18 protein-coding genes and 1 pseudogene are annotated in these 23,688 nt (G+C 71.5%); 7 read left to right on the plus strand and 12 right to left on the minus strand.

The window, feature by feature from the left end; all coding sequences use genetic code 11:
- Positions 1-6 precede the first annotated feature (6 nt).
- The gene (locus tag AB0F72_RS36485) at positions 7-795 is read left to right on the plus strand and encodes a hypothetical protein (protein WP_360441703.1); all 789 of its coding nucleotides are present in this window, start codon (positions 7-9) and stop codon (positions 793-795) included.
- On the opposite strand, the gene AB0F72_RS36490 is transcribed toward AB0F72_RS36485, so the two are convergent.
- Entirely contained in the window at positions 792-3,050 is a 2,259-nt protein-coding gene (locus AB0F72_RS36490; protein WP_360441706.1) for an EAL domain-containing protein, read from the minus strand. The genes AB0F72_RS36485 and AB0F72_RS36490 overlap by 4 nt on opposite strands.
- An 18-nt stretch (positions 3,051-3,068) precedes the next feature.
- Positions 3,069-4,502 carry an AMP-binding protein gene (locus AB0F72_RS36495; protein WP_360441709.1) on the minus strand — a complete coding sequence of 478 codons (1,434 nt, stop codon included), beginning with the start codon at positions 4,500-4,502 and terminating at the stop codon, positions 3,069-3,071.
- Positions 4,503-4,639: 137 nt separating this feature from the next.
- On the opposite strand from AB0F72_RS36495, the gene AB0F72_RS36500 reads away from it, so the two are divergent.
- Complete coding sequence (locus AB0F72_RS36500) at positions 4,640-6,367, plus strand: ABC transporter ATP-binding protein (RefSeq protein WP_360441712.1); 1,728 nt, start codon at positions 4,640-4,642, stop codon at positions 6,365-6,367.
- 146 nt (positions 6,368-6,513) lie between these two features.
- Here AB0F72_RS36500 and AB0F72_RS36505 read toward each other — a convergent pair whose 3' ends face one another.
- Entirely contained in the window at positions 6,514-7,608 is a 1,095-nt protein-coding gene (locus AB0F72_RS36505; RefSeq protein WP_360441715.1) for a hypothetical protein, read from the minus strand.
- Positions 7,605-7,949 (minus strand): PadR family transcriptional regulator, encoded by a 345-nt coding sequence (locus tag AB0F72_RS36510; RefSeq protein WP_360441718.1) that lies wholly within the window; start codon positions 7,947-7,949, stop codon positions 7,605-7,607. Before AB0F72_RS36510 ends, AB0F72_RS36505 begins: the two co-directional genes overlap by 4 nt.
- 95 nt (positions 7,950-8,044) lie before the next feature.
- Between AB0F72_RS36510 and AB0F72_RS36515 the strand changes: the two genes are divergently transcribed.
- Complete coding sequence (locus AB0F72_RS36515; protein ID WP_360441720.1) at positions 8,045-8,809, plus strand: phosphotransferase; 765 nt, start codon at positions 8,045-8,047, stop codon at positions 8,807-8,809.
- Positions 8,810-9,222: 413 nt separating this feature from the next.
- Here the strand turns inward: AB0F72_RS36515 and AB0F72_RS36520 are convergent, their stop codons facing one another.
- Both AB0F72_RS36520 and AB0F72_RS36525 read right to left on the minus strand, forming a co-directional pair.
- The gene (locus tag AB0F72_RS36520; RefSeq protein ID WP_360441722.1) at positions 9,223-11,361 is read right to left on the minus strand and encodes a 3-hydroxyacyl-CoA dehydrogenase NAD-binding domain-containing protein; all 2,139 of its coding nucleotides are present in this window, start codon (positions 11,359-11,361) and stop codon (positions 9,223-9,225) included.
- Between the two features lie 14 nt (positions 11,362-11,375).
- Positions 11,376-12,590 carry an acetyl-CoA C-acetyltransferase gene (locus AB0F72_RS36525; RefSeq protein WP_360441725.1) on the minus strand — a complete coding sequence of 405 codons (1,215 nt, stop codon included), beginning with the start codon at positions 12,588-12,590 and terminating at the stop codon, positions 11,376-11,378.
- 114 nt (positions 12,591-12,704) lie between these two features.
- Here AB0F72_RS36525 and AB0F72_RS36530 point away from each other — a divergent pair, with 114 nt between their 5' ends.
- Positions 12,705-13,886 (plus strand): TetR/AcrR family transcriptional regulator, encoded by a 1,182-nt coding sequence (locus AB0F72_RS36530; RefSeq protein ID WP_360441728.1) that lies wholly within the window; start codon positions 12,705-12,707, stop codon positions 13,884-13,886.
- A 202-nt stretch (positions 13,887-14,088) separates the two neighbouring features.
- Complete coding sequence (locus AB0F72_RS36535) at positions 14,089-15,897, plus strand: AMP-binding protein (RefSeq protein WP_360441731.1); 1,809 nt, start codon at positions 14,089-14,091, stop codon at positions 15,895-15,897.
- A gap of 40 nt (positions 15,898-15,937) precedes the next feature.
- Here AB0F72_RS36535 and AB0F72_RS36540 read toward each other — a convergent pair whose 3' ends face one another.
- Positions 15,938-17,080, minus strand: coding sequence for a calcium-binding protein (locus AB0F72_RS36540; RefSeq protein ID WP_360441734.1), 1,143 nt, complete (start codon positions 17,078-17,080; stop codon positions 15,938-15,940).
- A gap of 81 nt (positions 17,081-17,161) precedes the next feature.
- The gene (locus AB0F72_RS36545; RefSeq protein WP_360441737.1) at positions 17,162-17,575 is read right to left on the minus strand and encodes a hypothetical protein; all 414 of its coding nucleotides are present in this window, start codon (positions 17,573-17,575) and stop codon (positions 17,162-17,164) included.
- Between the two features lie 124 nt (positions 17,576-17,699).
- On the opposite strand from AB0F72_RS36545, the gene AB0F72_RS36550 reads away from it, so the two are divergent.
- Positions 17,700-18,287: a hypothetical protein gene (locus AB0F72_RS36550; RefSeq protein ID WP_360441740.1), complete on the plus strand. Its 588-nt coding sequence runs from the start codon at positions 17,700-17,702 to the stop codon at positions 18,285-18,287.
- Positions 18,288-18,405: 118 nt separating this feature from the next.
- Positions 18,406-19,290, plus strand: a complete 885-nt coding sequence (locus AB0F72_RS36555) for a hypothetical protein (protein WP_360441743.1) — start codon at positions 18,406-18,408, stop codon at positions 19,288-19,290.
- A 61-nt stretch (positions 19,291-19,351) separates the two neighbouring features.
- On the opposite strand, the gene AB0F72_RS36560 is transcribed toward AB0F72_RS36555, so the two are convergent.
- From AB0F72_RS36560 to AB0F72_RS36575, 4 genes and pseudogenes are all read right to left on the minus strand, one after another.
- The gene (locus AB0F72_RS36560; RefSeq protein WP_360441745.1) at positions 19,352-20,152 is read right to left on the minus strand and encodes a serine protease; all 801 of its coding nucleotides are present in this window, start codon (positions 20,150-20,152) and stop codon (positions 19,352-19,354) included.
- 61 nt (positions 20,153-20,213) lie between these two features.
- Entirely contained in the window at positions 20,214-21,155 is a 942-nt protein-coding gene (locus AB0F72_RS36565) for an aminoglycoside phosphotransferase family protein (RefSeq protein WP_360441748.1), read from the minus strand.
- A 13-nt stretch (positions 21,156-21,168) separates the two neighbouring features.
- A pseudogene (locus AB0F72_RS36570) lies at positions 21,169-22,374 on the minus strand (M14 family metallopeptidase); the annotation flags it as partial.
- Between the two features lie 223 nt (positions 22,375-22,597).
- Positions 22,598-23,560: an IPT/TIG domain-containing protein gene (locus AB0F72_RS36575; RefSeq protein ID WP_360441751.1), complete on the minus strand. Its 963-nt coding sequence runs from the start codon at positions 23,558-23,560 to the stop codon at positions 22,598-22,600.
- Between the last annotated feature and the right edge of the window lie 128 nt (positions 23,561-23,688).

A 23,688-nucleotide genomic window follows, 5' to 3' on the forward strand; every position in this document is an offset into this window, starting at 1 on the left:
GATGCGATGAGCACAGAGCAGGAAGACCATCTGCACGAGCGTTTCCTGCAGACGGTTGCGCCCCTGATGATCGAACCGATCGGGGGGCCGCCGGCCGGGCTGCGTCTCGCCGGCGTCGTTCGCGCGGGCGTCAACGAGACCAGGGTGATGCTACGGGCCGGCGTGGCCATCTCCTTCCGCCTGATCAGCCAGGAGCGCGAGCTGGACATCCATGCGGCATTCGACTGGATACGCGACCTGACTCCTGCTGACCTCGTGGGCGTCGGCGGCGAGCGCGACAGTCATGGCTACGCGATAGTGGCTGCCGAGGAGATCGGCTTCAGTGCGGGCCGTCATGCGACTCGACCGGACACCGACTACTTCACGATGCTGCGCATGATGCTGTACGGCAGCTCGGTTCGGTACCGGGAGATGTATACGCTTGCCGGCTTCCTGATGCTGGAATCTCAGCGGCATCGGCTCTACATCAGGAATCCGGCCAGCGGCGTGACGGTCGGCGTGGATCTGCCACTCACCGACGCGGGAGGAGAGATCTATCCGGGCATGGGTGGCACCTTTCCCACCCTGCTGGCATCCGTGTTCGAGAACGATGAGCTGGACTTCGAAGAGGAGGTCCGGGGGACCGACGAATACTGTTCGAAGATCTACGACCTGAGCGGGTGGGTGGTTCCGGCGCCGGTCACCGGCACGGAGCAGGCCGACGACTCCGTTCCGGACGATGTCGAGAATCTCATGATCCTCAGCCCGGAGCAGTACGAAGAGCTGATGAACGCACCCGACCAGGACAGGTCCTAGCTGGCCAGCGCCATCTCGGCCAGGACGGCGTCGATCTCGGCGGCCGGGGCCGGGCGCGCGAAGTAGTAGCCCTGGGCATACCGATATCCCAGGGCGTGCAGCCGGTCCGCCTGGTCGCGGGTCTCCACGCCCTCGGCGACGGCCCGCAGGCCCAGCGTCGCGGCGATCGTGCTCAGCGAGGTGGCGATCGCCTCCTGCTCGGCGGTGCCGTTGAGGTCGTCGATGAACGACTTGTCCACCTTGAGGGTGGTGACCGGGCAGGTCCGGAGCAGGGTCAGGGAGCTGTGGCCCGTACCGAAATCGTCGAGAGCCAGACCCACGCCCAGCTCGCGCAGCTCACGCACCGTGCTCAAAGCTACGCCGCCGGCGAAGACGGCGGTCTCGGTGATCTCGATGGTGATCCGGTCCGGCGACAGCCGGTGCCGGTGCAGCGCGTCGGCGACCAGACCGGGCAGATCCGGGTCGAGCAGCTGGCGGGCCGAGACGTTGACGTTGACGCGGGGCGCGGCGGCGCCGTGCCGGCGGTACCAGGCGGCGGCGTCGGAGCAGGCCTGGTCGAGGATCCAGGCGCCCAGATCGATGATCAGGCCGCTGTGCTCGGCGACCGGGATGAACTCGGCCGGCGAGACCACCGGGCCGTCGGCGGGCTGCCAGCGGACCAGCGCCTCCACTCCGGTGATGGCGCCGGTCGGCAACTCCACGATCGGCTGGTAGACCAGGCGGAACTCACCGCGGTCCAGGCCGCGGCGCAGCGCGGCGGCCAGCTCGGCGTGGTGCGCCGCGGTGGCGTCCAGCTCGCCGCTGTGATCGCGGAACCGGTTGGTGCCGGTCAGCTTGGCGGCCTGCAGCGCGAGCTCGGCGCGGCGCAGCAGGTCGGGCACCGTGTCGCCGCTGCCCGCGGCGATGCCGACCGTCACGGTGACGAGCAGGTCGTGCCCGTCCACCCGCAGCGGGACGCGGAACGCGGTGAGCAGTGACTCCGCGAGACCGGTGTGGTCCCCGGCGAGCGGCATCAGGACGCCGAACTCGTCGCCGAGCAGCCGGGCGGCCACGGCCTCCGGACCGGCGACGACCCGGATCCGCTCGGCGGCGGCGCGCAGCAGCGCGTCGCCGGCCCGGTCACCGAGCCGGTCGTTGAGGGCGGAGAATCCGTCCAGGTCACAGACCGCCACGGTGACCGGGTCGGTGCGGCCGGTGAGCGCGGCGGTGAAGAACCGCCGGTTCGGCAGCCCGGTCAGGTCGTCGTGGTTCGCCTGGGCGTCGAGGTGGTCGAGCAGCAGGTTGTTGTCGGAGAGAGCGGCGTACTGGCGGACCATGACGAGCACTGTCAGCACCACCGAGCCGCCGGCCAGCCCGGGTGACAGGTTGCCGTGCCGGAGGGTGCTGATGATCAGCATGGCGGCGGTGATGCCGACGGCCGTGTACGGGACCGCGCTGACGTGCCGCCAGAGGCCGAGGTGGCCGGGCCGGTCGGCGGGCAGTGGCTGCGGCTCGCGGGCGGCCGGGTCCAGGTTGGCGCGGATCTGCAGCAGGGCGGCTGCCGCGAAGAAGATCGCGGCGAAGGGCAGCGTGACAGCGGCCGGGTTGAGGAACGGCCTCTCCTCGATCAGCGGCGCGACAGCCCACGCGGCCGGCCCGAGCAGGCCGATCGGGGCGAGCGACCAGAGCGCGGCGCGATGCACCGCGGAACTGCGGGTGATGCCCACTTTGATCACGGCGACCACCGCGGCGCACGCGACGGTCAGCACGACGGCGAGCATGACCGGGACGGCGCCGGTGCCCGAGGCCGGTCCCGACGTCGTCCAGAAGAAGTGCGAGACGACAAGGCTGGCGGCGACCGCGACGATCCCGATGTCCAGGAACATGGCGACGGTCGCCCGCCAGGTGCGCTGCGGCCGGGGCAGGCGGATCAGCGCCAGCACGGCGACGCCGACCGCGGCGAGGTAGCCGGTCGCGGTGAACGGGCTCATCGGGACCGGGTTGCCCGCCACCAGCGTGTCGGCGGTCTGTCCGACGGTGCCGGCGGTGAGCCAGCCGCCCGCGTACGCCAGCCGCCGCCAGAAGTCGCGCGCCGGGCCCCGGCCGGTGACCGACGCGAGCGCGCAGGCCAGCGTCGAGGTGACGGCCGCGCCGATCGTGGAGGGCCAGAGCAGCCACGGCGGCGAGCCCAGTTCGCGGCCGAGGAGTCCCAGCACCGCGCTGATCGTGACGAAGACGGCCGCCAGGATGAGCACGCGGACGGCCTGTCTCATCATGTCCGGCCTATCGGCACGTCACATCGCGGCGAGCAGCTTTTTCTGCACCTTGCCCATGCCGTTGCGAGGCAGTTCACCCACGATCCGCACGATCCGGGGTCGTTTGTGGGCGGCGAGCCGGTCCGCCACGAACGTGATCAGTTCCTGCTCGGTGACCGGGTCGGCCACAACGAACGCTGTCACCTGCTCACCCAGGTCGGCGTGCGGCGTGCCGATCACGGCGGCCTCGCGGACCGCCGGATGGAGCAGCAGCGCGTCCTCGACCTCGCCGGCGCCCACCCGGTACCCGCCGGTCTTGATCAGGTCGGTGGACGCCCGGCCGACGATGCGGTGCCACCCGTCCGCGCCGATCGTGGCGACGTCGCCGGTCGGGAACCAGCCGTCGTCCAGCTCGGGCCGCTCGACGCCGGCGCCGCGCAGATAGCCGTCGAGCAGGGTGGGGCCGGTGACCTGCAGGTTTCCGATGGTGACGCCGTCGGCGGGCAGCGGTGTGCCGGACTCGTCCACCAGGCGGGTGCGGACGCCGGTCAACGGGGTGCCGACCTGGCCGGCCCGGCGTTCGCCCGCGGCTCGGGCACTCACCGTGATCAGGGTCTCGGTCATGCCGTACCGCTCGACCGGGGCCTGCCCGGTCAGCTCGCGGAGGGAGTCGAAGACCGGGGACGGCAGCGGGGCGCTCCCGGAGACGAGCAGCCGGGCCGGCCGCAGCGCGCGAGCCGCGCCGGGGGTGTTCGCGATCCGGGACCAGACGGTGGGCACGCCGAAATACATGGTGCCGGGCGTCGACCCGTACCCCTGAGGTGTGGGTTTGATCGTGTGCCGCAACCGGCCGCCCAGCCGCAGCGGTCCCAGCACGCCGAGCACCAGGCCGTGCACGTGGTAGAGCGGCAGGCCGTGCACGAGCGTGTCGTCAGCGGTCCACTGCCACGCCTCGGCGAGCGCGTCCAGGCCGGCGGCGAGGGCGGCGCGCGAGATCACCACGCCTTTCGGCGGCCCGGTGGTGCCACTGGTGTAGAGGACGAGAGCCGGTCGCTTCGCTTCCGGCTCCGGCGGCACGCTGCCGGGCCGTTTCTGGTCACTGATTGCCATGACGGGTACGGGGGAGGTCCCGGCCGCCTCGCGATCGTCCGACAGCACCAACGCCGCGGCTGAGTCACGAAGGATGTGCGCGCGTTCGAGCTCACCGGCGTCCGGCGGCACCGGGACGACCGGGACGCCCGCGAGCAGGGCGCCGGTGACCGCCGCGATCGTCGGCAGGCCGGGTTTCGCATCGACCGCGACGATCTCGTGGCCGGCGATCCGTTCGGCGATCGCGGCCGCCCAGCCGAGGAGCTCGTGCCGGGACAGGTCCTGCTCCGGGGTGGCGACGGCGCCGGGCAGGTCGTCACCGCCGGATCGTTGGCCGCCGCCGGGCTGTGCGTCGCCGCCGGTTAGCGCGGTGAGGAGCGTCATGACCGGATTGTGTCATCGCACGGGGGAATTGCGGGTTGCCGCCCGGCTGTCGGGAGTGAGCGGCCGGTTGCTGGGTGTAGCGGCCGCTGCATAGCGTCTCCTCACGCGGTTGCAGATAAATGCCGAGGAGTCGCTACATGCCCGATATGGCTCGCTGGCGGGATCTGCGGCAGCTCACCCGCGGGTACCGCCGGTGGATCGCCCTCGCCGCCGCGCTCAGCCTCCTCGGTTCGGCCCTCGCCCTCGCGCAGCCGCTGCTCGCCGGCAAGGCGATCGACACGGCCGCCGGCGGAACCGTCCCGTGGCCGGTCCTCGGCGTCCTCGCCGGGCTGTTCATCGCGCAGGCGTCCGCCCTCGCGCTCGCCCGCTGGGTGCAGGCCTACACCGGCGAGACCATGACACGGGACCTGCGCCGCACCGTGGCCGAGCATGTGCTCCGCATGCGCCTGTCCGTTCTTGATCGGGTACGCACCGGGGACGTGATCGCCCGTGCCTGCGGCGACACCACGATCGTCAAGACCCTCGTCGCGCAGAGCCTCGGCACCGGGGTGGCCGGCGTCGCCGGGCTGATCGCCACCGTGCTGCTGCTCGGCTGGCTGGACCGGTGGCTGCTCGCGCTCGTCGTGCTGCTCTTCAGCGTCGCGGTCGGCAGCCTGCTCGCCGTGGTGCGCCGGCTGCGGGTCGCGTCCCGGATCGCGCAGACCGCGGAGGGCGCGCTCAGCGCCGACCTGGAACGGGCGCTCGGTGGTCTGCGCACCGTGCGGGCCTGCCGGGCGGAACCCGTCGAAGCGGCCCGGATCGACCGGGCGGCCGGCCGGGCGTACGTCTCCAACCTGCGGATGGCCGGACTGGTCGCGCTCAGCGGCCCCACCAACGACCTCGCGGTGAGCGGCGCGTTCCTGGCCGTGCTGCTGGTCGGCTCCACCCGGGTCGCGGCCGGCGAGACGAGCCTCGGGCGGCTGGTCGCGTTCACCCTCGCGATGACGTACCTGTCCGCGCCGATCTACGAGATCTTCCAGGCGGTCAGCGCGGTCCAGCAGGGCTCCGGCGCGCTGCACCGGATCAACGAGGTGCTGTCCCTGCCGACCGAACGTGATCACCCGGTCGGCATCGTCGGCGTGCAGCGGCACACCGGGCCGGTGCTGGAGTTCCGCGACGTCTGGTTCGGTTACGACCCGGCCCGGCCGGTGCTGCGCGGGATCAGCTTCGCCGTGCCGGCGCGCGGGCACATCGCGCTCGTCGGGCCGTCCGGAGCCGGCAAGTCCACGATCTTCGCGCTGGCCGAGCGGTTCTACGAGCCGGACCGCGGCACGGTGCTGCTGAACGGCCGGGACGTGCGGTTCACGCCGTACGACCGGCACCGCTCCGCCGTCGGCCTGGTCGAGCAGGACTGCCCGCTGCTGGCCGGAAGCCTGCGGGAGAACCTGCTCTACGGCGCGGGCCCGGCGGTCTCCGAGGACGAGCTGGCCCGGGTGCTGGCGATGACCGGTCTGACCGGTGTCGTGGCGGCCCTGCCGCGCGGGCTGGACACCACGGTGGGCGAGCGGGGGAGGCAGCTGTCCGGCGGGCAGCGCCAGCGGGTCGCGATCGCCCGGTGCCTGCTGGCCCGGCCGCGCGTGATCCTGCTCGACGAGCCGACCGCGCATCTGGACGCGGACTCGGAACGGGCGCTGGCCATCGCGTTGCGCGAGGTGGCGGCGGTGTGCGCGCTGGTGGTGATCGCCCACCGGTTCTCCACGGTGCGCGCCGCCGACCACGTGCTGGTGGTCGACCGGGGGGTGGTGACGGCCGGGGGTACGCACGAGGAGCTGTTACACGCCGACGAGTACTACCGCCGCCTGGCCGCCCAGCCCCTGTACCCGTGACCGGCCGCGCCGCCCGCCGCTGCCGCCCGCTGCCGCCGCCTTGGGCCCGCTTTTGGCCGCAGCCGGCTGCCGCTGCCTTTAGTCGCCGCCCGCTGCCGCCCGCCCGCTGCGGCGCCTCCCACGGCGGCGGCACGCGGCTGCGGCGGTCAGTCCGTTCGGCGTCCGAGGCCCGTTGCCAGTGACAGCAGGAGGGCGGTGCCGGTGACCGCGATCCACCAGTCATGCTCGATCACGGCCAGGACGACCAGGACGGCCATTCCGACGAGCATGCCGATCCGGCCGGCCCGGCTCGCGGCTCTGGTGCGCCACCACGGCGGCTGCCGGCGGGGTTCGCCGTCGGCCAGCTCCTTCGCGTACTGCTCCAGCGACGGGAACTCGTCGCGCGGACCGGAACCGGCCGCCGCCACGTGTGCCCGCGCCTCCCCGACGAGCGCCGCGGCCCGGCCGGGCGGCACGTCGAACCGCCCGACCAGCAGCGCCCGCAGTCGCGCGAACCACGCGTCCGGATCGTCCGGGGCGCCGGAAGCGCCGGCGTCCGGGCCGCTGGCCGGACCGGCGTCCGGGCGGATGGCCGGGCGGGTGGCCGGGGCGCTGGCCGGACCGGCGGCCGGGTTGGTGGCCGGGTCGCTGGCTTGCGCGGTGAGCGGGCCGGGCTCCGGGGCCGGCGCGGGCCGGGTGAGCCACCAGCAGAGGCCGAGCGAGACCACCAGTGTGCCCAGCGCCGAGGTCTCCCCGATGCGACCGTCCGGCAACTCGGTGAACCCGGCGGCGGCCGCGATCACCAGGGCGCCGGCCGCGACGAACGCCCACGGGGCCAGACGGGGATGCCCGGCGGCGCGCAGCGCGTCCGGCACGGCGACGACGGTGAACAGGCTCAGGAACCCGAGCAGGACGCCGACCGTACCGGCGGCGGTGAGCGGAATCGTGAGACCGCCGTTGACCCACATCGCCAGCAGCGACACCGGCACGCCGAGGAACGCGTACCGGAACACGCCGTCGCTGAGGTGATCACGTGCGGTCTTGCCGAGGGTGTCCCGCGACGCCTGCGCGGCCGGCTGGGCGGCGGCGACGTCCGCGGCGAAGCCGGTGGGTGGGCCCAGCGCCTCCCACGGGTCCGCGCCGCTCTGCTCGTAGTCGGACCGGGCCTGCTCGATCAGCGGTGTGGCCTCGTGATAGCCGATGCCACGGTCGCTGAGCGCGGTGCGGGCCAGCAGCTCCCACCGCTCGAAACCGGCTGTCATCGTTCCTCCATCGTCTGCCGCAGGAACCCGTCGAGGGTGGCGGCGAATCGCTGCCAGGACTGCCACTGGTCGTCCAGCCGGCGCCGGCCGGCATCGGTGATCGCGTAGACCTTGCGGCCCGGACCGCCCTCGCCGGCCTGCCAGGTGGAGCTGACCGCGGCCTCGGTCTCCAGCCGGTTGAGCACCGGGTAGAGCACACCGCCCCGGATCGTGCCGAGGCCCTCCTCGCCGAGGCGCTGCGCCAGGGCGTACCCATGCCGGTCGCCCTCGGTCAGCGCGGCGAGGACGGCCATCTCCAGGGTGGCGCGTAACCAGCCGGAGTCCGGCCCCGGACCAGCCATAGGTCGCCTCCCAGTCTAGTTCCACAAGTCGACTAGTTCGGATTTAGACTAGCAGAGCCCGCGGGAACCGCCGTGCCGGGTTACGGTTGTTGATCATGAGCGAGCGCGAGTTGCCCGGCGGCCGGACCGGGGGTGCGGTACTCCTCGGCGACACCCTGCGCCGGCCGGCCGGCCCCTGGACACCTGCGGTCACCGCACTGCTGAAACACCTGGAGGACGCCGGGTTCGACGGTGCGCCGGCGCCCCGCGGCACCGACGAGCAGGGCCGGGAGATCCTCACCCTGCTGCCCGGCGAGACGCTCGGCGACGCGCGGCCGTGGCCCGCCTGGACGCACAGCGACGAGACGTTGTGGCAAGTCGCACAGTGGCTGCGCGAGTACCACGCGGTGGTGGCCGGCTTCCAGCCGCCGCGGGACGCGGTGTGGCGCAAGGGCGGGGCCTGGGAGCCCGGACTGATCATCGGGCACAACGACGTGGCGCCGTGCAACGCGGTCTGGTCCGGCGAGCGGGTCACCGGGTTCTACGGGTGGGACTTCGCGGGGCCGGTCACGGTCGAGGCGGACCTGGCGTTCACGGTGTTCGCCTGGGTGCCGCTCAGCGCGCGGGAGGTGGCCGCCGCCGAGGGCTTCACCGCGTTCGCCGACCGGCCGCGGCGGCTGCGGCTGATGCTCGACGCGTACGGATGGCGCGGCGACAGGTCGCTGATCGTGCGGGAGGCACGGGACCGGATCAGCGCGTCCATCCACGACATCCGGCGGCTCGCGGTGGCCGGCGATCCGGGCTGCCGGGAGCTGGTGGACGCCGGGTACGACATGGATCTGGCGGCCGCGGTGAAGGAACTGGCCACCTTCCCGCGATAGGCGTCGCCGGATGGGCGCCCCTGGATGGGCGCCCCCGGATGAGGGCACACGCAACGCGAACCCGCCCGGATGAGGGCACACGCAACGCGAACCCCACCCGGATGAGGGCACACGCAACGCGCGCCCGCCCGGATGAAAGCACACGCAAGCCGTCCGCGTGCCCTCATCTCGGCCCTGGCGTAGACGAAAGCCCGCAATGGCGTTGTGTGCGACCTCATCCCTGCTTGATCGCCGATGCCACCCATGTCACCGTGCCGCCCCATCCGCCGTGCCGCCCCACGCAGCGTGCCGGGCCGGTCGTCGGGGCGCGGATCGAGCTCTCGTGGCACAGGAACGGGGGCACGAAGGGCTCACCGCGGTAACGGCGGGGCCGGTCACCCGTACCGGAGAAGGTGGGTGACCGGCCCGCGCCGTCAGACGAAGGTCTCCCCGGCCGATGCCTTGGCGACCAGCAGCGGCGGCGGGGTGAACCGCTCACCGTAACGCTCGGCCAGCTCGCGGGCGCGGGCCACGAAGCCGGGAAGGCCGCCGGCGTACTGGTTGATGTACTGCAGCACGCCGCCGGTCCAGCCGGGGTAACCGATGCCGAGGATGGATCCGACGTTGGCCTCCGCCACCGAGGTCAGCACGCCCTCGTCCAGGCACTTGACGGTCTCGATCGCCTCGATGAAGAGCATCCGCTCCTTGAGGTCCTCGAACGGGATCTCCCGGCCGGCGGGCGTGGCGAAGGCGGAGAGGCCCGGCCAGAGCCCGGCCCGCTTGCCGTCGGCGTATTCGTAGAAGCCGGCCCCGCCCGAGCGACCCGGGCGCTCGAACTCGTCGATCATCCGGTCGATGACCGCGTCGGCCGGGTGCGGGACGTAGGAGTCGCCGGCCGCCGCCTGGTACTCCTTGCGGATCTTGCGGGGCAGGGTGAGCGTGAGCTCGTCCATCAGCTGCAGCACCGGCGCGGGGTAACCGGCCTGGCTGCTGGCCTGCTCGATGCTGGCCGGCGGCACACCCTCGGCGAGCATCGAGATGCCCTCGTTGGTGAACGTGCCGATCACCCGGCTGGTGAAGAAGCCCCGGCTGTCGTTGACCACGATCGGGGTCTTGCGCAGCAGCCGCACCACGCCGAGCGCCCGGCGCAGGGCCTCGTCGCCGGTCTTCTGCCCCTTGATCACCTCGACCAGGGGCATCTTGTCGACCGGGGAGAAGAAGTGCAGGCCGATGAAGTCCGCCTGGCGGCGCACGCCCTCGGCGAGCAGCGTGATCGGCAGGGTCGAGGTGTTCGAGCAGAGCAGCGCGTCCGGCGCGACGACGTCCTCGATCTCGGCGAACACCTTGTGCTTGAGCGCCGGGTCCTCGAAGACCGCCTCGATCACCACGTCCGCGCCGGCCAGATCGGCGACGTCGGCGGTGGCGGTGATCCGGTCGAGCAGGGCCTGGCCCTTCTCGCTGGTGATCCGGCCCCGGCCGACGTCCTTGGCGACGAGCTTCTCGGAGTACGCCTTGCCGCGCTGGGCGCCTTCCAGCGAGACGTCGCGGAGCACCACCTCCGCACCGGACTTGGCCGACACGTACGCGATGGCGGCGCCCATCATGCCGGCCCCGAGCACCGCGATCTTCTTGATCGGCGGCACGTCGCCGATGTCGCGGGAGTTGACCTCGTTCAGGTCGAAGAAGAACGCCTTGATCATGTTCTTGGCGACAGTGCCGGTGACCAGCTCGACGAAGTACCGCGTCTCGATGGTGAACGCGGTGTCCACATCGACCTGGGCGCCCTCGACCGCCGCCGACAGGATGTTGCGCGGCGCCGGGTAGGGCGCGCCCTTGAGCTGCTTGCGCAGGTTCGCCGGGAAGGCGGGCAGCTGCGCGGCGAGCGCCGGGGTGGACGGCGTGCCGCCGGGGATCTTGTAGCCCTTGGTGTCCCACGGCTGGGCGGCGGCCGGGTTCGCCAGGATCCACTCGCGCGCCGCGGCGAGCAGCTGTTCCGGGGTGTCCACCAGCTCGTCGATCAGGCCGAGCTCCTTGGCGGCCGGCGCGCGGTGCCGGGTGCCCTTGAGCAGCACCTGGGTGAGGGCCACGAACAAACCGAGGAGCCTGACGGTACGCACGACGCCGCCCCCGGCCGGCAGCAGGCCGAGGGTGACCTCGGGCAGGCCGACCTCCAGCCGCGGGTTGTTCAGCGCGATCCGGCGGTGGGTGGCGAGCGCCAGCTCCAGGCCGCCGCCGAGGGCGGAGCCGTTGAGCGCGGCCACCACCGGCTTGCCGAGCGTCTCGAGCCGGCGCAGCTGGCCCTTGACCTCGGTGCCGAGCGCGAAGACGTCGGCGCCGCGGTCGGCCGGCACGCTGCCGAGCTGGTCCAGGTCGCCGCCGGCGAACCAGGACTTCTTGGCCGAGGTGATGATGACGCCGGTGATGCTGTCGCGTTCGGCGTAGAGGCGGTCGACGGTCTGGCCCATGCTGCGCACGTACGCGTCGTTCATGGTGTTGGCGCCGCGGGCGGGGTCGTCGAGAGTGAGCACGACGATGCCGTCCTCACCACGGTCCCAGCGGATGGTCTCGGTCATGTGTGAATGCCCCTTCAGAGCCGCTCGACGATGGTGGCGATGCCCATGCCGCCGCCGATGCAGAGGGTGGCCAGGCCGTACCGCCCACCGCGCCGCTCCAGCTCGTCGACGAGGGTGCCGAGGATCATGGCGCCGGTGGCGCCCAGCGGGTGTCCCATGGCGATCGCGCCGCCGTTGACGTTGACGATCTCCGGGTCGAGCTTGAGGTCGTCGATGAAGTGCAGCACGACCGCCGCGAACGCCTCGTTGATCTCGACCAGGTCCAGGTCGTCGACGGTGAGACCGGCCTTGTCGAGCGCCTTGCGGGCGGCCGGGGCGGGGCCGGTCAGCATGATCGTCGGGTCGGCGCCGCTGAGCGCGGCGGCCACGATCCGGGCGCGGGGCTGGACCCCGGCGCGCACGCCGGCCGCCTCCGAGCCGACCAGCACGAGGGCCGCGCCGTCCACGATGCCCGACGAGTTGCCCGGCGAGTGGACGTGGTTGATCTTCTCGACCCAGTGGTATTTCTGCAGCGCGACGGCGTCGAAGCCGCCCTGGTCGCCGATCACGGCGAACGAGGCGGGCAGCGTGCCGAGGCTCTCCACCGTGCTGTCCGCGCGGATGTGCTCGTCGCGGTCGAGGATCAGCAGGCCGTTACGGTCGCGGACCGGCACCACCGACTTCTCGAAGTACCCGTTCTGCCAGGCTTTCGCCGCCCGCTGCTGCGAGCCGACCGCGTACGTGTCGACGTCCTCGCGGCTGTATCCGTCGAGCGTGGCGATCAGGTCGGCGCTGATGCCCTGCGGGATGAAGTCGGTGTTCAGGTTGGTCTCCGGGTCGAGCGCCCAGGCGCCGCCGTCGGAGCCCATCGGCACCCGCGACATCGACTCGACGCCGCCGGCCAGGACCAGGTCCTCCCAGCCGGAGCGGACCTTCTGTGCCGCGATGTTGACGGCTTCCAGGCCCGAGCCGCAGAAGCGGTTGAGCTGGACACCGGCCGTCGTGTGGGGCAGGCCAGACGCGATCGCCGCGGTCTTGGCGATGTCGGAGCCCTGGTCGCCGAGCGGCGACACGACGCCGAGCACGACGTCGTCGATCTCGGCCGGGTCGATGTCGGGGAAGCGCCGGCGCAGTTCGTCGATCAGTCCGACGACCAGCGAGAGGGGCTTCACCCCGTGCAGCGAACCGGTCTTCTTGCCGCGGCCGCGCGGCGTCCGCACGGCGTCGTAGATGAAGGCCTCGGTAGTCACGCGTACTCCCTCGGGGTGCGAATTGCGGCTAACTTTTGCCGATGTTTCCGCTTGATGTCAAGGCTACGCGGGTGTCAGTGCCGCGAACCGCACATCACGACTAGGCTGTCCTGCGTGAGCGTCACAGCAGCCTCCGGAGAGCCTGCGCCCACGGTCCGCAAACGCCCCAAGGACCGCAAGGCGCAGCTCGCGCTGGCCGCCGCCGAGCTGTTCTGCGAGCGGGGGTACCACGGGGTCAGCCTCGACGAGATCGCCACCGCGGTCGGGATCAGCGGCCCGGCGATCTACCGCCACTTCCCGAACAAGTACGCGATGCTCGTCTTCGCCACCCGCAAGCTCACCGACACCGTGCTCGACGCGACGACCTCCACCGATCTCGACGAGCTGCTGATGGCGCTGGCCCGGCTGGCCGTGGCCGGGCGCAAGGTCGCCGGGCTCTACCAGTGGGAGTGGCGGTACCTCGATGGCGAGCACCGCGCGGAGTTCCGGGCGAGCCTCTCGGTCCTGGTGCGGCGCTTGGCCGTACCGTTGCTGGATCTTCGCCCGTCGCTGACGGAAACCGACGCCGAGGCGCTGGTCCGGGCCGCGCTGAGTGTCTTCGGCAGCGTCGGCACGCACCGCGCCGCGATCGCGAAGGGGCGCGGTGAGGCGGCGCTGCATCGGGCGGCGTGGGCGGTGCTGCGCGGCGAGCCGCCGACCCCGGCGCCGGTCCCCGCCGGACCGTCCGAGGAGCAGGCCGTGCGGGTGGGCGCGCGCCGCGAGATCCTCCTGGCCGAGTCGGTCCAGCTCTTCCATCGGTACGGGTACCACGCGGTCGGGGTCGAGGAGATCGGCCGGGCCGCGGGGATCACCGCGTCCAGTGTCTATCGCTACTTCCCCGGCAAGGCCGACATCCTGGCCGCCGCGTTCTACCGGGCGTCCGAGCGGGTCGCCGAGACCACCGCGGTGGCCCTGGCCGGCGCGGACGGCGACGAGGACGCGCTGCGCCGGATGGCCGAGTCCTACGTCGACCTGACGTTCGAGCGCAGCGCGCTGGTCTCGGTCTACCTCGCGGAGAACAACAACCTGCCCGAGGCCGACCGGCACGAGCTGCGCAAGGTGCAGCGGCTGCACGTGGAGGAGTGGGTGCGGCTGCTCGGGCGGCTGCGCCCGGCGCTCGCGGCCGCCGAGGCCCGGCTGCTGGTGCACGCCGCGCTGAACGTGGTGACCGATCTGAGCAGGTGGGTGCGGTTCGATCGGCGCAGCGGGATGGACGGCCATCTGGTGCGCTTGGCGCTCACCGTCCTAAAGGCCTGATGTTAGGGGCGATAAGGCCTGATGTTAGGGGCGATTCGCTTCTATGCGGACGCTTCATTGGTGGCCCCTTCCCAACAAGTTAACCGGGGTTTACAGTGCCGCCATGGGTGACGACTCGTCCTGTCGTCGTCCTGCGAGCCAGCCTGTCTGCCGAACACCCCGTCCGCCGCCCTGCGGCACACGGCCAGAAGGAGGCACAACCATGGATTCCTCCCTCGCCCAGCGGTGCGCCGACACCGCGCGCGGCCTGACCATTCCCGCCCTCGTGCACCGCAACGCCACCGAGTTCGGTGACCTGCCCGCGCTCAGCGTCCTCGGTTCCGGCCGCACCCGGACCTGGCGTGAGCTGCGCGACGAGATCGCCGTGCTCTCCCGTGGCCTCGCCGACCTCGGCCTGAGCTCCGGCGACCGCATGCTGATCATGATGTCCAGCCGGCCCGAGCACTGGCTGGTCGACCTGGCCGCCGTGCACCTCGGCGCGGTCCCGTCCACTGTCTACGCCACCCTTTCCGACGACCAGCTCGCCTATCTCGCCCGGCACAGCGGGGCCGAGATCCTGATCGTGGAGCGCGCCGCGGACCTGGCCCGCTGGGAGCAGGTGCTGGATCGCTTCCGGCACGTGGTGGTCGTCGACGACTCCGGCGAGCGGCTCTCGCTCGACCAGGTCGTCACGCGCGGTGCGGCCGCGCTCGAGGCCGACCCGGGCGCGTTCGAGAAGACCTGGCGTGAGGTGCGGCCGGAGCAGCCGGTCACCATGCTCTACACGTCCGGCACGACCGGCGATCCGAAAGGCGTGCTGCTCACCCACGGCAACGTGATCTACCAGACGGTGGTCCTGGAGGCGGTGGTGCCGGACGTGCCGGACCACGCCGCGTCGCTGGCCTACCTGCCGCTCGCGCACATCGCCGAGCGGGTGCTCGGCGTCTACAACCCGATCTACCGCACCGGGCACGTGACGATCTGCCCCGACCCGACCCAGCTGCTCGCCGGGCTGGCCCAGATCCGGCCGGTCTCGTTCTTCGGCGTGCCCCGGATCTGGGAGAAGATGGTGGCCGGCGTGCAGGCCCAGCTCGCCGCCGCGGATCCGCAGGTCAAGGCCGCTGTCGACATGGCGCGCGAGGTGGCCCTCGAGGTCTACAAGCTGCGCGGCGCGGACCAGGAGGTGCCGCCGGAGCTGGCCGCCAAACTCGCCGCCCTCGACGAGAAGGTGCTCAAGCCGCTGCGCGCCAGGCTCGGCATGGACAACGTGCTCTGGGCCGGCAGCGGCGCCGCCCCGATCCCGGTGGAGGTGCTGCTCTACCTCGCCAGCCTCGGCATCGACGTGCTCGAGGTGTGGGGGATGACCGAGACCACCGGCACCGCCACGATCAACACGCCGTCGAAGTTCCGCACCGGCACGGTCGGGCGGATCAACGCGGGGATGGAGCTCAAGCTCGCCGAGGACGGCGAGATCCTGGTCCGCGGCCCGCTGGTCTGCGCCGGATACCTGCGCGCCGACGGCGGCGTCGACCCGGTAACCGACGCCGACGGCTGGCTCGCCACCGGCGACGTCGGCACGCTCGACGCCGAGGGCTTCCTCACGATCACCGACCGCAAGAAGGAACTGATCATCAACTCCAGCGGGAAGAACATCTCGCCGGCGCAGATCGAGAACCTGCTGCGGGCACACCCGCTGATCGCCCAGGCCGTCGCGATCGGCGACCGCCGGCCGTACGTGACCGCGCTGATCGTCCTGGACGAGGAGGTCCTGCCGCTCTGGGCCCGCTCGCGCGGCCTGACCGGCGAGACCACTGCCGAGCTCGCCGCCGACCCGGCGGTGCTCGCCGAGATCACCGCGGCGGTGGACCTGGCGAACACGAAACTGGCCCGGCCGGAGCAGATCAAGACGTTCCGGATCCTGCCGAACGGCTGGACCCCGGAGACCGGCGAGCTGACCCCGACGCTCAAGCTGCGCCGCCGCGTCATCACCGACCGCTATTCCACGGAGATCGGCAAGCTCTACGGCGAGTGACAGGCCGGCCGGGGCGGTCACACCGCCCCGGCCGGAATCGTCACTTCTCGCAGTTGACCACGATGTCGATCGTGCTGGCCTTGCAGGTGTCGGTGTTCGCGCCGCCGTCGAGCTTGTCGGCGTCGATCTCCTGCGAGCCGTGGTCGACGCCGATCAGCGTGTCGTCGCCGTCGCCGCCGTGGAGCTCGTCCTTGCCCCAGGACCCGTCGAGGGTGTCGTTGCCGCCCAGACCGTAGATCTTGTCGGCGCCCTCGCCGCTGGTGATGACGTTGTTCGCCGTGTTGCCGATCAGGACGCTGCCGTTGCTGTCGCCGGCCACGATGTTCTCCACGTCGGCGCCGACGGTGTCACGCTCGCCGGCCCGGCCGTCGTCGCCCTTCTGGCCGTCCAGGTCGACGCGCACGGTGCCGTACGTGTCGTAGCGGACGGTGTCCACCCCGGAGCCGCCGAGCAGGGTGTCCGCGCCGTTGCCGGAGGTGTTGTAGTTGTCGCCGTCGAGGTCGCCCTCGAGGCCGTCGTTGCCGGCGCCGCCGGACAGGTAGTCGTTGCCCCGCCAGCCGATCAGGCTGTCGTTGCCGCCCTCGCCGTAGATCTTGTCGTTGCCGGTGTCGCCGTAGTACCCGCTGTCGCCGTGCAGCCGGTCGTTGCCGCCGCCACCGTAGATCTTGTCGTGGCCGGCTTTGCCGTACCCGGTGTCGTTGCCGGCCTGGCCGTACAGCGCGTCGTTGCCGGCGCCGCCGGACAGGTAGTCGTTGCCGGTGCCACCGTAGAGCTTGTCGGCCTTGGAGCCGCCCCACAGGCTGTCGTTGCCGGTGCCGCCGTCGAACAGCGACGGGATGCCCGTCTTGTTGGTGACCTTGTCGTTCTTGTCACCGGCGTGGACGAGGACCCGGGTCGGGTTCTTCTTGAGCTTGCAGCGGACCTTGGTCTTGTCGCCCTTGACCTGCTTGCAGCCCTTGCCGGCCTTGATCTTGTACTTGTCGTCGATGGTCACGGTCTTGCCGGACCGGGTGACGACGACCGTGCTGGCCTTCCCGGAACCGGCCTTGTACTGCACCTGAGTGGACTTGGCGACCGAGACCACGCCGGTCGTCGCCGCCTGGGCCGGTGCGGCGAGCACCCCGGCGCCGAGCGTGGTGAGCAGAATGATCCCGATGCGGGACACGTGCGATGAACGCACCATGAAGTTCCCCCGTACGCAGCGCGTCGATGTGATGGCACGGAGCATAGATGATCATGCGCCGCGGCGGGGTCCGCTCGATGGTCAGTTCTCGGCGGTGTGGTACCTCGGGAAACGGCGGGCGGTGATCTCCTCGAAGTCGTCCGGCGTCGTCGCGTACCGCGCCTCGAACGCCCGGCGGATGGTCGCGTCGTCCGGCACGAGCTCGTAGTACCGCGCGTCGAGCCGCCGCTCCGCGGCGTCGTCCGCTGTCGCGCCCGGCAGCTCGCGCAGGAGCGCGGCGAGACCGTCCAGGCCCAGGTAGTGGCAGGCCTCGGCGGCCGCGGTGAGCTCGGCCGGCTCGCAGCTGATCGCGGCGTGCGCCGGACCGCAGTTCGTGACGATGCCGTGGACCAGAAGGAGCGCGCGGAGATGCCGGTCGCCGATGCCGTCGCCGAGGTCGGCGCGGGCTCGGCTCCAGACCAACTGGGCCGCTTGTGGTGCGAGGGCTTGCGTCATGCGGTCAGTGTGCCCCGAATCGGCCGCCCGGGAACGCCGATCCCACCAAAACGGGTGAATGCCGCTAGGACGGTGGACAGCGGACAATGTTCTTACCGTGGCGGCGCGACTTCTGGGAGTGACGATGCAGCAGTATGCGGCTCTGATCGGCGCCGTCCTCGGCGGATTGCTCACGTTCCTGCTCCTCGGCGTCGGCGAGAGACACCGGCGGCGGGATCAGCGGGTGCGCTGGGACGCGGAACGGCTCGCGGCGTACGTGGCGTACGGCACCGCTGTGAAACGAGTGGTGCGGGTGGCGAGCGGCATGGCCCGTACCCGTGGCCTGTCGCACTCCGCCGAAGCCGTCCCGCTCGACCACGGCCGCACCGAGCTGGCCGAGGCGGCCGCGGCGCGCGCCGTCACCTGGGAGTCGGTGCTGCTGCTCGGGCACCCGGAGACCGTGCGGGCCGCGCGGGCCTGGCACCAGACGGTCTGGCAACTGGAGTTCTTCGCGCGCGGCGTCCTGACCAGCGAGGCGTCGTGGGTGCAGGCGCTCTCCGAGTTCGAGCGGACCCGCGACGAGTTCTACCAGTGCGCCCGGCGGGATCTGGGGATGGCCGGATACCTGCCGCCGGCGCTGTGGCCGCCACGCTGGTTCGATCGGCTCGGTGCGGAACAGCGGGAGCAGCTCGTCGCCGGCGGCATTTCCAGGGTTTCCTCAGCAGCGCCCTGACCAGCGAGTTTCCGTCTGTCCGGTACCGATCAGAAAAACCGGTTTGAACCGCGCGCCCGTCGAGGCCCGTATGTGCCCCCGACCGGGGTGACATCGACGTCCACGACGAGGAGTGATCATGAGGTCGCGCGCGTACCGACGCAACGACGGCAACCGGCGGAAGACGATCGGGGCGGTGATCGTCGCCGGGGTGCTGGTCGCCACCGGTGTGACAGGCGTACAGCTGGCCTCGGCCGGCACCGAGGCGAACGCCGCCGATCTGGTGAGCGTCGACGGTCAGCAGTTCGACGTGTCCCAGTGTGCGGAGCTACAGGTCAACGCGGGTGCGGTGATCTGCGACGGCGAGGAGCTGGCGCCGGTCGAGGAGCAGGCGCCGGAGGAGGCGGCCGCGGACTCGGCGGTGGCGCTGGAGGCCGCTTGCGACACGTTCGCCGCGGATGTGGCGGCGGCCGAGGGCGGCGCTGCTGAGGGCGGCGCTGCTGAGGAAGGTGGCGCTGAGGAAGGTGGCGCTGAGGAAGGTGGCGCTGAGGAGGGCGCGGCCGGCGAGGGCGCGGCGGCGGAGAAGGCTCAGAACAAGGCTCAGGCCAAGAAGTGGGCCAAGGTCCTGAAGAAGGCCGCCAAGGCCGCCGGCAAGGAGAAGGCCGCCGGCAAGGAGAAGGCCGCCGAAGAGGGCGCCGCCGAGGAAGGCGCTGCTGAAGAGGGCGCCGCCGAAGAGGGAGCCGCTGAGGAAGGCGCCTCCGCTGGGGACGCCGCCGCTGCCGCTGTCGCCTCCGCTCAGCGCAGCCTGCTCCAGTCCTGCCTCGCGCTCGCCGACGCCAAAGCGGCCGCCGGCGCCGGTGCAGCCGAGGACGAGGGCGCCGCAGGCGAAGAGGGCGCCGCGGGTGAAGAGGGCGCCGCCGAGGACCAGGGCGCTGCCGGTGACGAGGGTGCCGCCGGTGAGGAAGGTGCCGCCGAGGAGCAGGGCGCCGCTGAGGAGTCCGCCGCTCCCGGGGCCACCGAGTAACGAGACGATATGACGGCGGGGGCGATCACCGCCCCCGCCGTACTTCATCGCGAGGCCCCCGTCATCCGCCGAGGCTGGCAGCCGCCGACCGGATCGCCGCGGAGAAGTAGCTGACCTGCGTGTAGACACCCGGCTTGTTCGGGCGGGCGCATCCGTCGCCCCAGCTCACGATGCCGACCTGGATCCAGGCGTTCGACGCGTCCCGGCGGAACATCGGGCCACCGGAGTCGCCCTGACAGGTGTCGACGCCACCGGAGGTGTACCCGGCGCAGATCTCCTCGGCGGCGATCACCTCACCGCCGTACATCGCGCTGGAGTTGCAGGTGCTGTCGCTGACGAACGGGACGGTGGCCTTGAGCAGGTAACGCTGCTGCGCGCCGCCCTCGCGGGCCGCGCCCCAGCCGGAGATCGTGAAGGTGCCCGAGTCGTAGGCGGTCGACGTCGCGATCGGCAGCGTGGCGAGGCCGGTGACCGGGCTGGCGAGACGGATGAACGCCCAGTCGTCGCCGTTGCCGTTGTATCCGGGCGCCCGGTAGACGTAGTTGGACCGGCGGGTGATCCGGGTGCTGGACTGCAGGTCCACCACGCCGAGGGTGGCCGTGATCGACGTGTTGCTCCCGGTGCGGCTGACGCAGTGCGCCGCGGTCAGCACGAGCGTCGGGCTGTAGAGCGCGCCACCGCAGCCCATCGAGAGCCGGACCATGAACGGGAACTCGCCCTGGGTGGCGCGGGTGCCGCCGACGACGTACGGGGTGATGGGCTCGTCGGCCGCGGCCGCTGCGCCCGGTGCGGCCAGCACGCCCATGGTGGCTGCGGTGAACGCTGCCGCCGCGGTCGCCAGAAGGGTTCGCCATCTGCGCATGAGGGGTCCTCCTCAGTCGGGGCGCGCCGGTCGGGTAGCGCCGCTGAGGGAACTCTGTCATTTATATGTGCGAATGTTTAAATCTCAGATCGCTCATACCGCCGACCGCGGCGTCCGCCATGATCCGGTCGAGGGTCCGGCGTCCGATTCCGGCCATCACGGGGTTGGTCCGCTCGTAGTACCAGACCAGCCCCATCGACTGCTCGAACGCCCACGCCCGGCCCCGCTCCCACTCCGCGTCGTCGCAGGCCAGGCCCGCGCGCAGAACCTCGCGAGGGCCGGGCTCCAGCAGGTGCCAGGCGCAGAGCAGGTCGAGCGCCGGGTCGGCCGGCCCGAAACCGCCGACGTCGAGGACGCCGGTGAGGCGGCCGCCGGCCACCAGGAGGTTGCCGGGCATCAGGTCGCTGTGGGTCATCACGTCGGGGTCGCCGCCGCGGGGAAGCTCCCGCATGGTTTCCCACAAACCCCGCAGCAGGGGTACGGGCAACAGCCCCTCGCTGGCGTCGAAACAGGTCCGCATCCAGGCGTCGTGATCGGCCAGCACGCCGCCGCGGCCCCGCCCGGAGAACGTCGCGCCTCCGGTCTCCACGGCACGCATCGCGGTGATCAGATCGACCAGATCGGTCGCGAACGCCACGGAGCCGCCCGGGTCGGCGGCCGTCGCCACGGTCCCGGGCAGCCAGGTCTGCACGGTCCACGGCAGCGGGAACCCGGCGCCTGCTTCCCCGATGGCGACCGGGACGGGTGTGCGGAAGCGGGTCCGGCCGAGCAGGCGCTGGGATGCGTACATCTCGCGGTGAAGCCCTTGCCGGATCTCGACGATCTCGGCAGGCGCGGGGTTCTCCCCGCTGCGGATCAGCGGAAAGCGGGCCGTGAGGCCGTCGCCGATGCGGAAGATGGCGTTGACCGTCCCGTCCGAGTCGACCTGGCGGACTTCGAGATCCGCCCACTCGGGGAACTGCTCCGACACCAGCTTCCGCACCGTCGCTACATCGATCGTCACCCGTCCATTGTCAGCAGTATGTCGACTGCTTTCCGATCACCTTGTACGGGCAGTCGGCGGCCTCGGCGAGCATCAGCGCTGCCGTCCGGTTGCGGGCCGTCTCGGCCGGGATGACGCTGGCCGGCGGGTAGAAGCCGCCGCCGCCCGAGCTGCCCGGGTAGAGCTCGAAGGTGTACGCGAAGATCTTGTGGACGCCCCACAGCCAGTCGAGCGAGTCACCGTCGGTGATGTACAGGTCGCTGGACTGCTGCGGTGTGTACCCGTTGGTCGCCGCCATCTGCCGGCCGAGCGTGGCGAACGTGTTGGCCTGGTCGGCGTTCATGCCGGTGGCCGTGTTCGCGGTGGTGTGGCCGTAGGGCCAGAGCACCAGCTTCGAGTACGAGTGGAAATCGATCACGGCTTTGACCTGCTGGACGCCGCCGATCACCCGGCTGTTGTAGAAGTCGCGGAGCACCCGGGTCTCCGGCGCGGAGAACGCCGACGGGCCGCGGTAGGTGGCGCTCGACGTGCTGCCGGACGAGCCGCCGCAGCAGCCCCACTGGTATCCGTAGTTGCGGTTGAGGTCGGTGCCGACGTAGCTGGATCCGCTGTTCGGCTGCCGGTTCTTGCGCCACGAACGGTAGCTGCCGGTCGCGACGTCGTACTCGGTGCCGTCCGGGTTGACCGACGGGATGATCCAGATCTCGCGGCTGTCCACGATGGTCCTGATCCGGCTGTCCGACGCGTACCCGCTGGTGAACTGGCCCAGCAGGTAGAGCGCCTGCTCGACGGTGAGGTGCTCGCGCGCGTGGTGGTTGGCCTGGTAGACCACCTCGGGCTCGGACTCGTCGGCGCCGACGTTGTCGGAGATCTTCACGGCCACGATGTCGCGGCCCTCGTAGGACTTGCCGAGCACCCGCTTGCTGACGATCGAGGGGTAACCGGACGCCGCGGCGTTCACCTTGGCGACCATCTCGGCGTAGTTGTGGTACGCCGCGTCGGCGGGCGGGAAGTCCAGTGTGGTCAGCTGCTCCGGCGCGTCCTTGACGGTGAACCCGGCCTTGCGCAGCTTGCTCACCTCGGCGCCGGTCGCCGTGACGGACGCGACGCCGTGCTCGATGTCCTCGATCGCCGCGCCGATCCGGGCGATCTGGTTGCGCTGCGCCTCGGTGCGCACGTCGTAGATCTCGTACTCGCCTGCGGGGTCGGGGGCCGGCCCAGCCCCGGCGGGGGCGGACGCGGTGAACGCCGCGGCCGCGCAGAGCGTGGCGGCGGCGAAGACCGCGAGGGAACGTCGTCTCATGAACGACCTCCGGAATCAGGGGGATGGTGCACCTACCCCACCACCACTCATTCATGAACGGCAATGCATGAGGCCATGCCAATACGATCCCTATCCCGGCGTGATGATGGCTTGACCCGCACGCCGTGCCAGGCGGCCGGCTGGAGCGATCATGCGTCGGTCACGTGTAGGTGAAACGGGTAGTGGCGTTCGCTTCGGAAGTCTGGCTGTCGGCGACCACGACCACGTCGACTGTCCCCTGACCGGCCGGGCTGACGGCGGTCACCTGCTGGTCGGAGGAGACCCGCACCAGTGGAGACGGCACAGTGCCGAAGTTGACGCCGGTGGTGCCGTGAAGTCCGGTCCCGGTAATGGTCACCGGCGTCCCGCCCGCGGCCGGTCCGGTCACCGGGTCGATGGTCGTCACCTCCATGCGTGCCGGGCCGGCCGCCGGGCCGGGGTCGACGCCCCTGGGCTCCGGGGGCCGCGTCGCCTGCTCGGTCGCGTTCTCGGACGTCCGCGCACCGAAGTAGAAACCGGCAATCGACGCCAGGATGCTCAGCAGCGCGGTCACGATGGTCTTGCGCATCTCATCCGACCCCGCGCCCGCCGAAACCAGCGTGGCGATGAGGGCTATCCCGATGAAGGTTGCGATGATCAGACTGAGCAGACTTTGGGTGAGCCCCCGTGTGCCACGCGGCTGCGTGCTGATCGCCGAGGCGATCTGGCGGATGTCCTCGACGGTCGGTTTCGTAACCTTCGTAATCATCAGATCGATGAGTCTTGTCTGTTCCTGACGCCGCCAACGGGTGGCCTGCCGAGTGTCGTAGAACAGCGGCAATGCCCACAGGAGCGAGACCGCCACGGCGATCGCGCCGATGAACCACAGCGCCCAGTGGTCGGGGATCGTGAAGGCGCCCGGAGCGTCGGCGTTCGGTCCCGGCGACGGTGAGGGTGTTGGCGCCGGCCCACCGTAGGCCGGCGCGCCGTTGAGACTGAGAACGATCAGCAGGCCCGGAACGACTGCCCACCGGGTGGCGGATGCACGTGACATGACGGCCTCGGCTCGGTATTCAGCGCTTTCTCCGAGTGTTGCTCCCGAACCCTTGATCGGAACGGTTCTGTCGCTGGGAAGACAGGACACCAGGGGATCTGCACGAGCATCGCGACCAGAGCGCTGCCTGCGTGCGGAGGGGGCGTCTCGTCCGCCAGGTCGCCCGCTGGGTGAGGGGCGCCGCGTCTGCGGCCGGGCGGCCTCGCCGAGCCCTCTCC

Source organism: Actinoplanes sp. NPDC023936, assembly GCF_040639325.1.
In the GTDB taxonomy this organism is placed as follows: domain Bacteria; phylum Actinomycetota; class Actinomycetes; order Mycobacteriales; family Micromonosporaceae; genus Actinoplanes.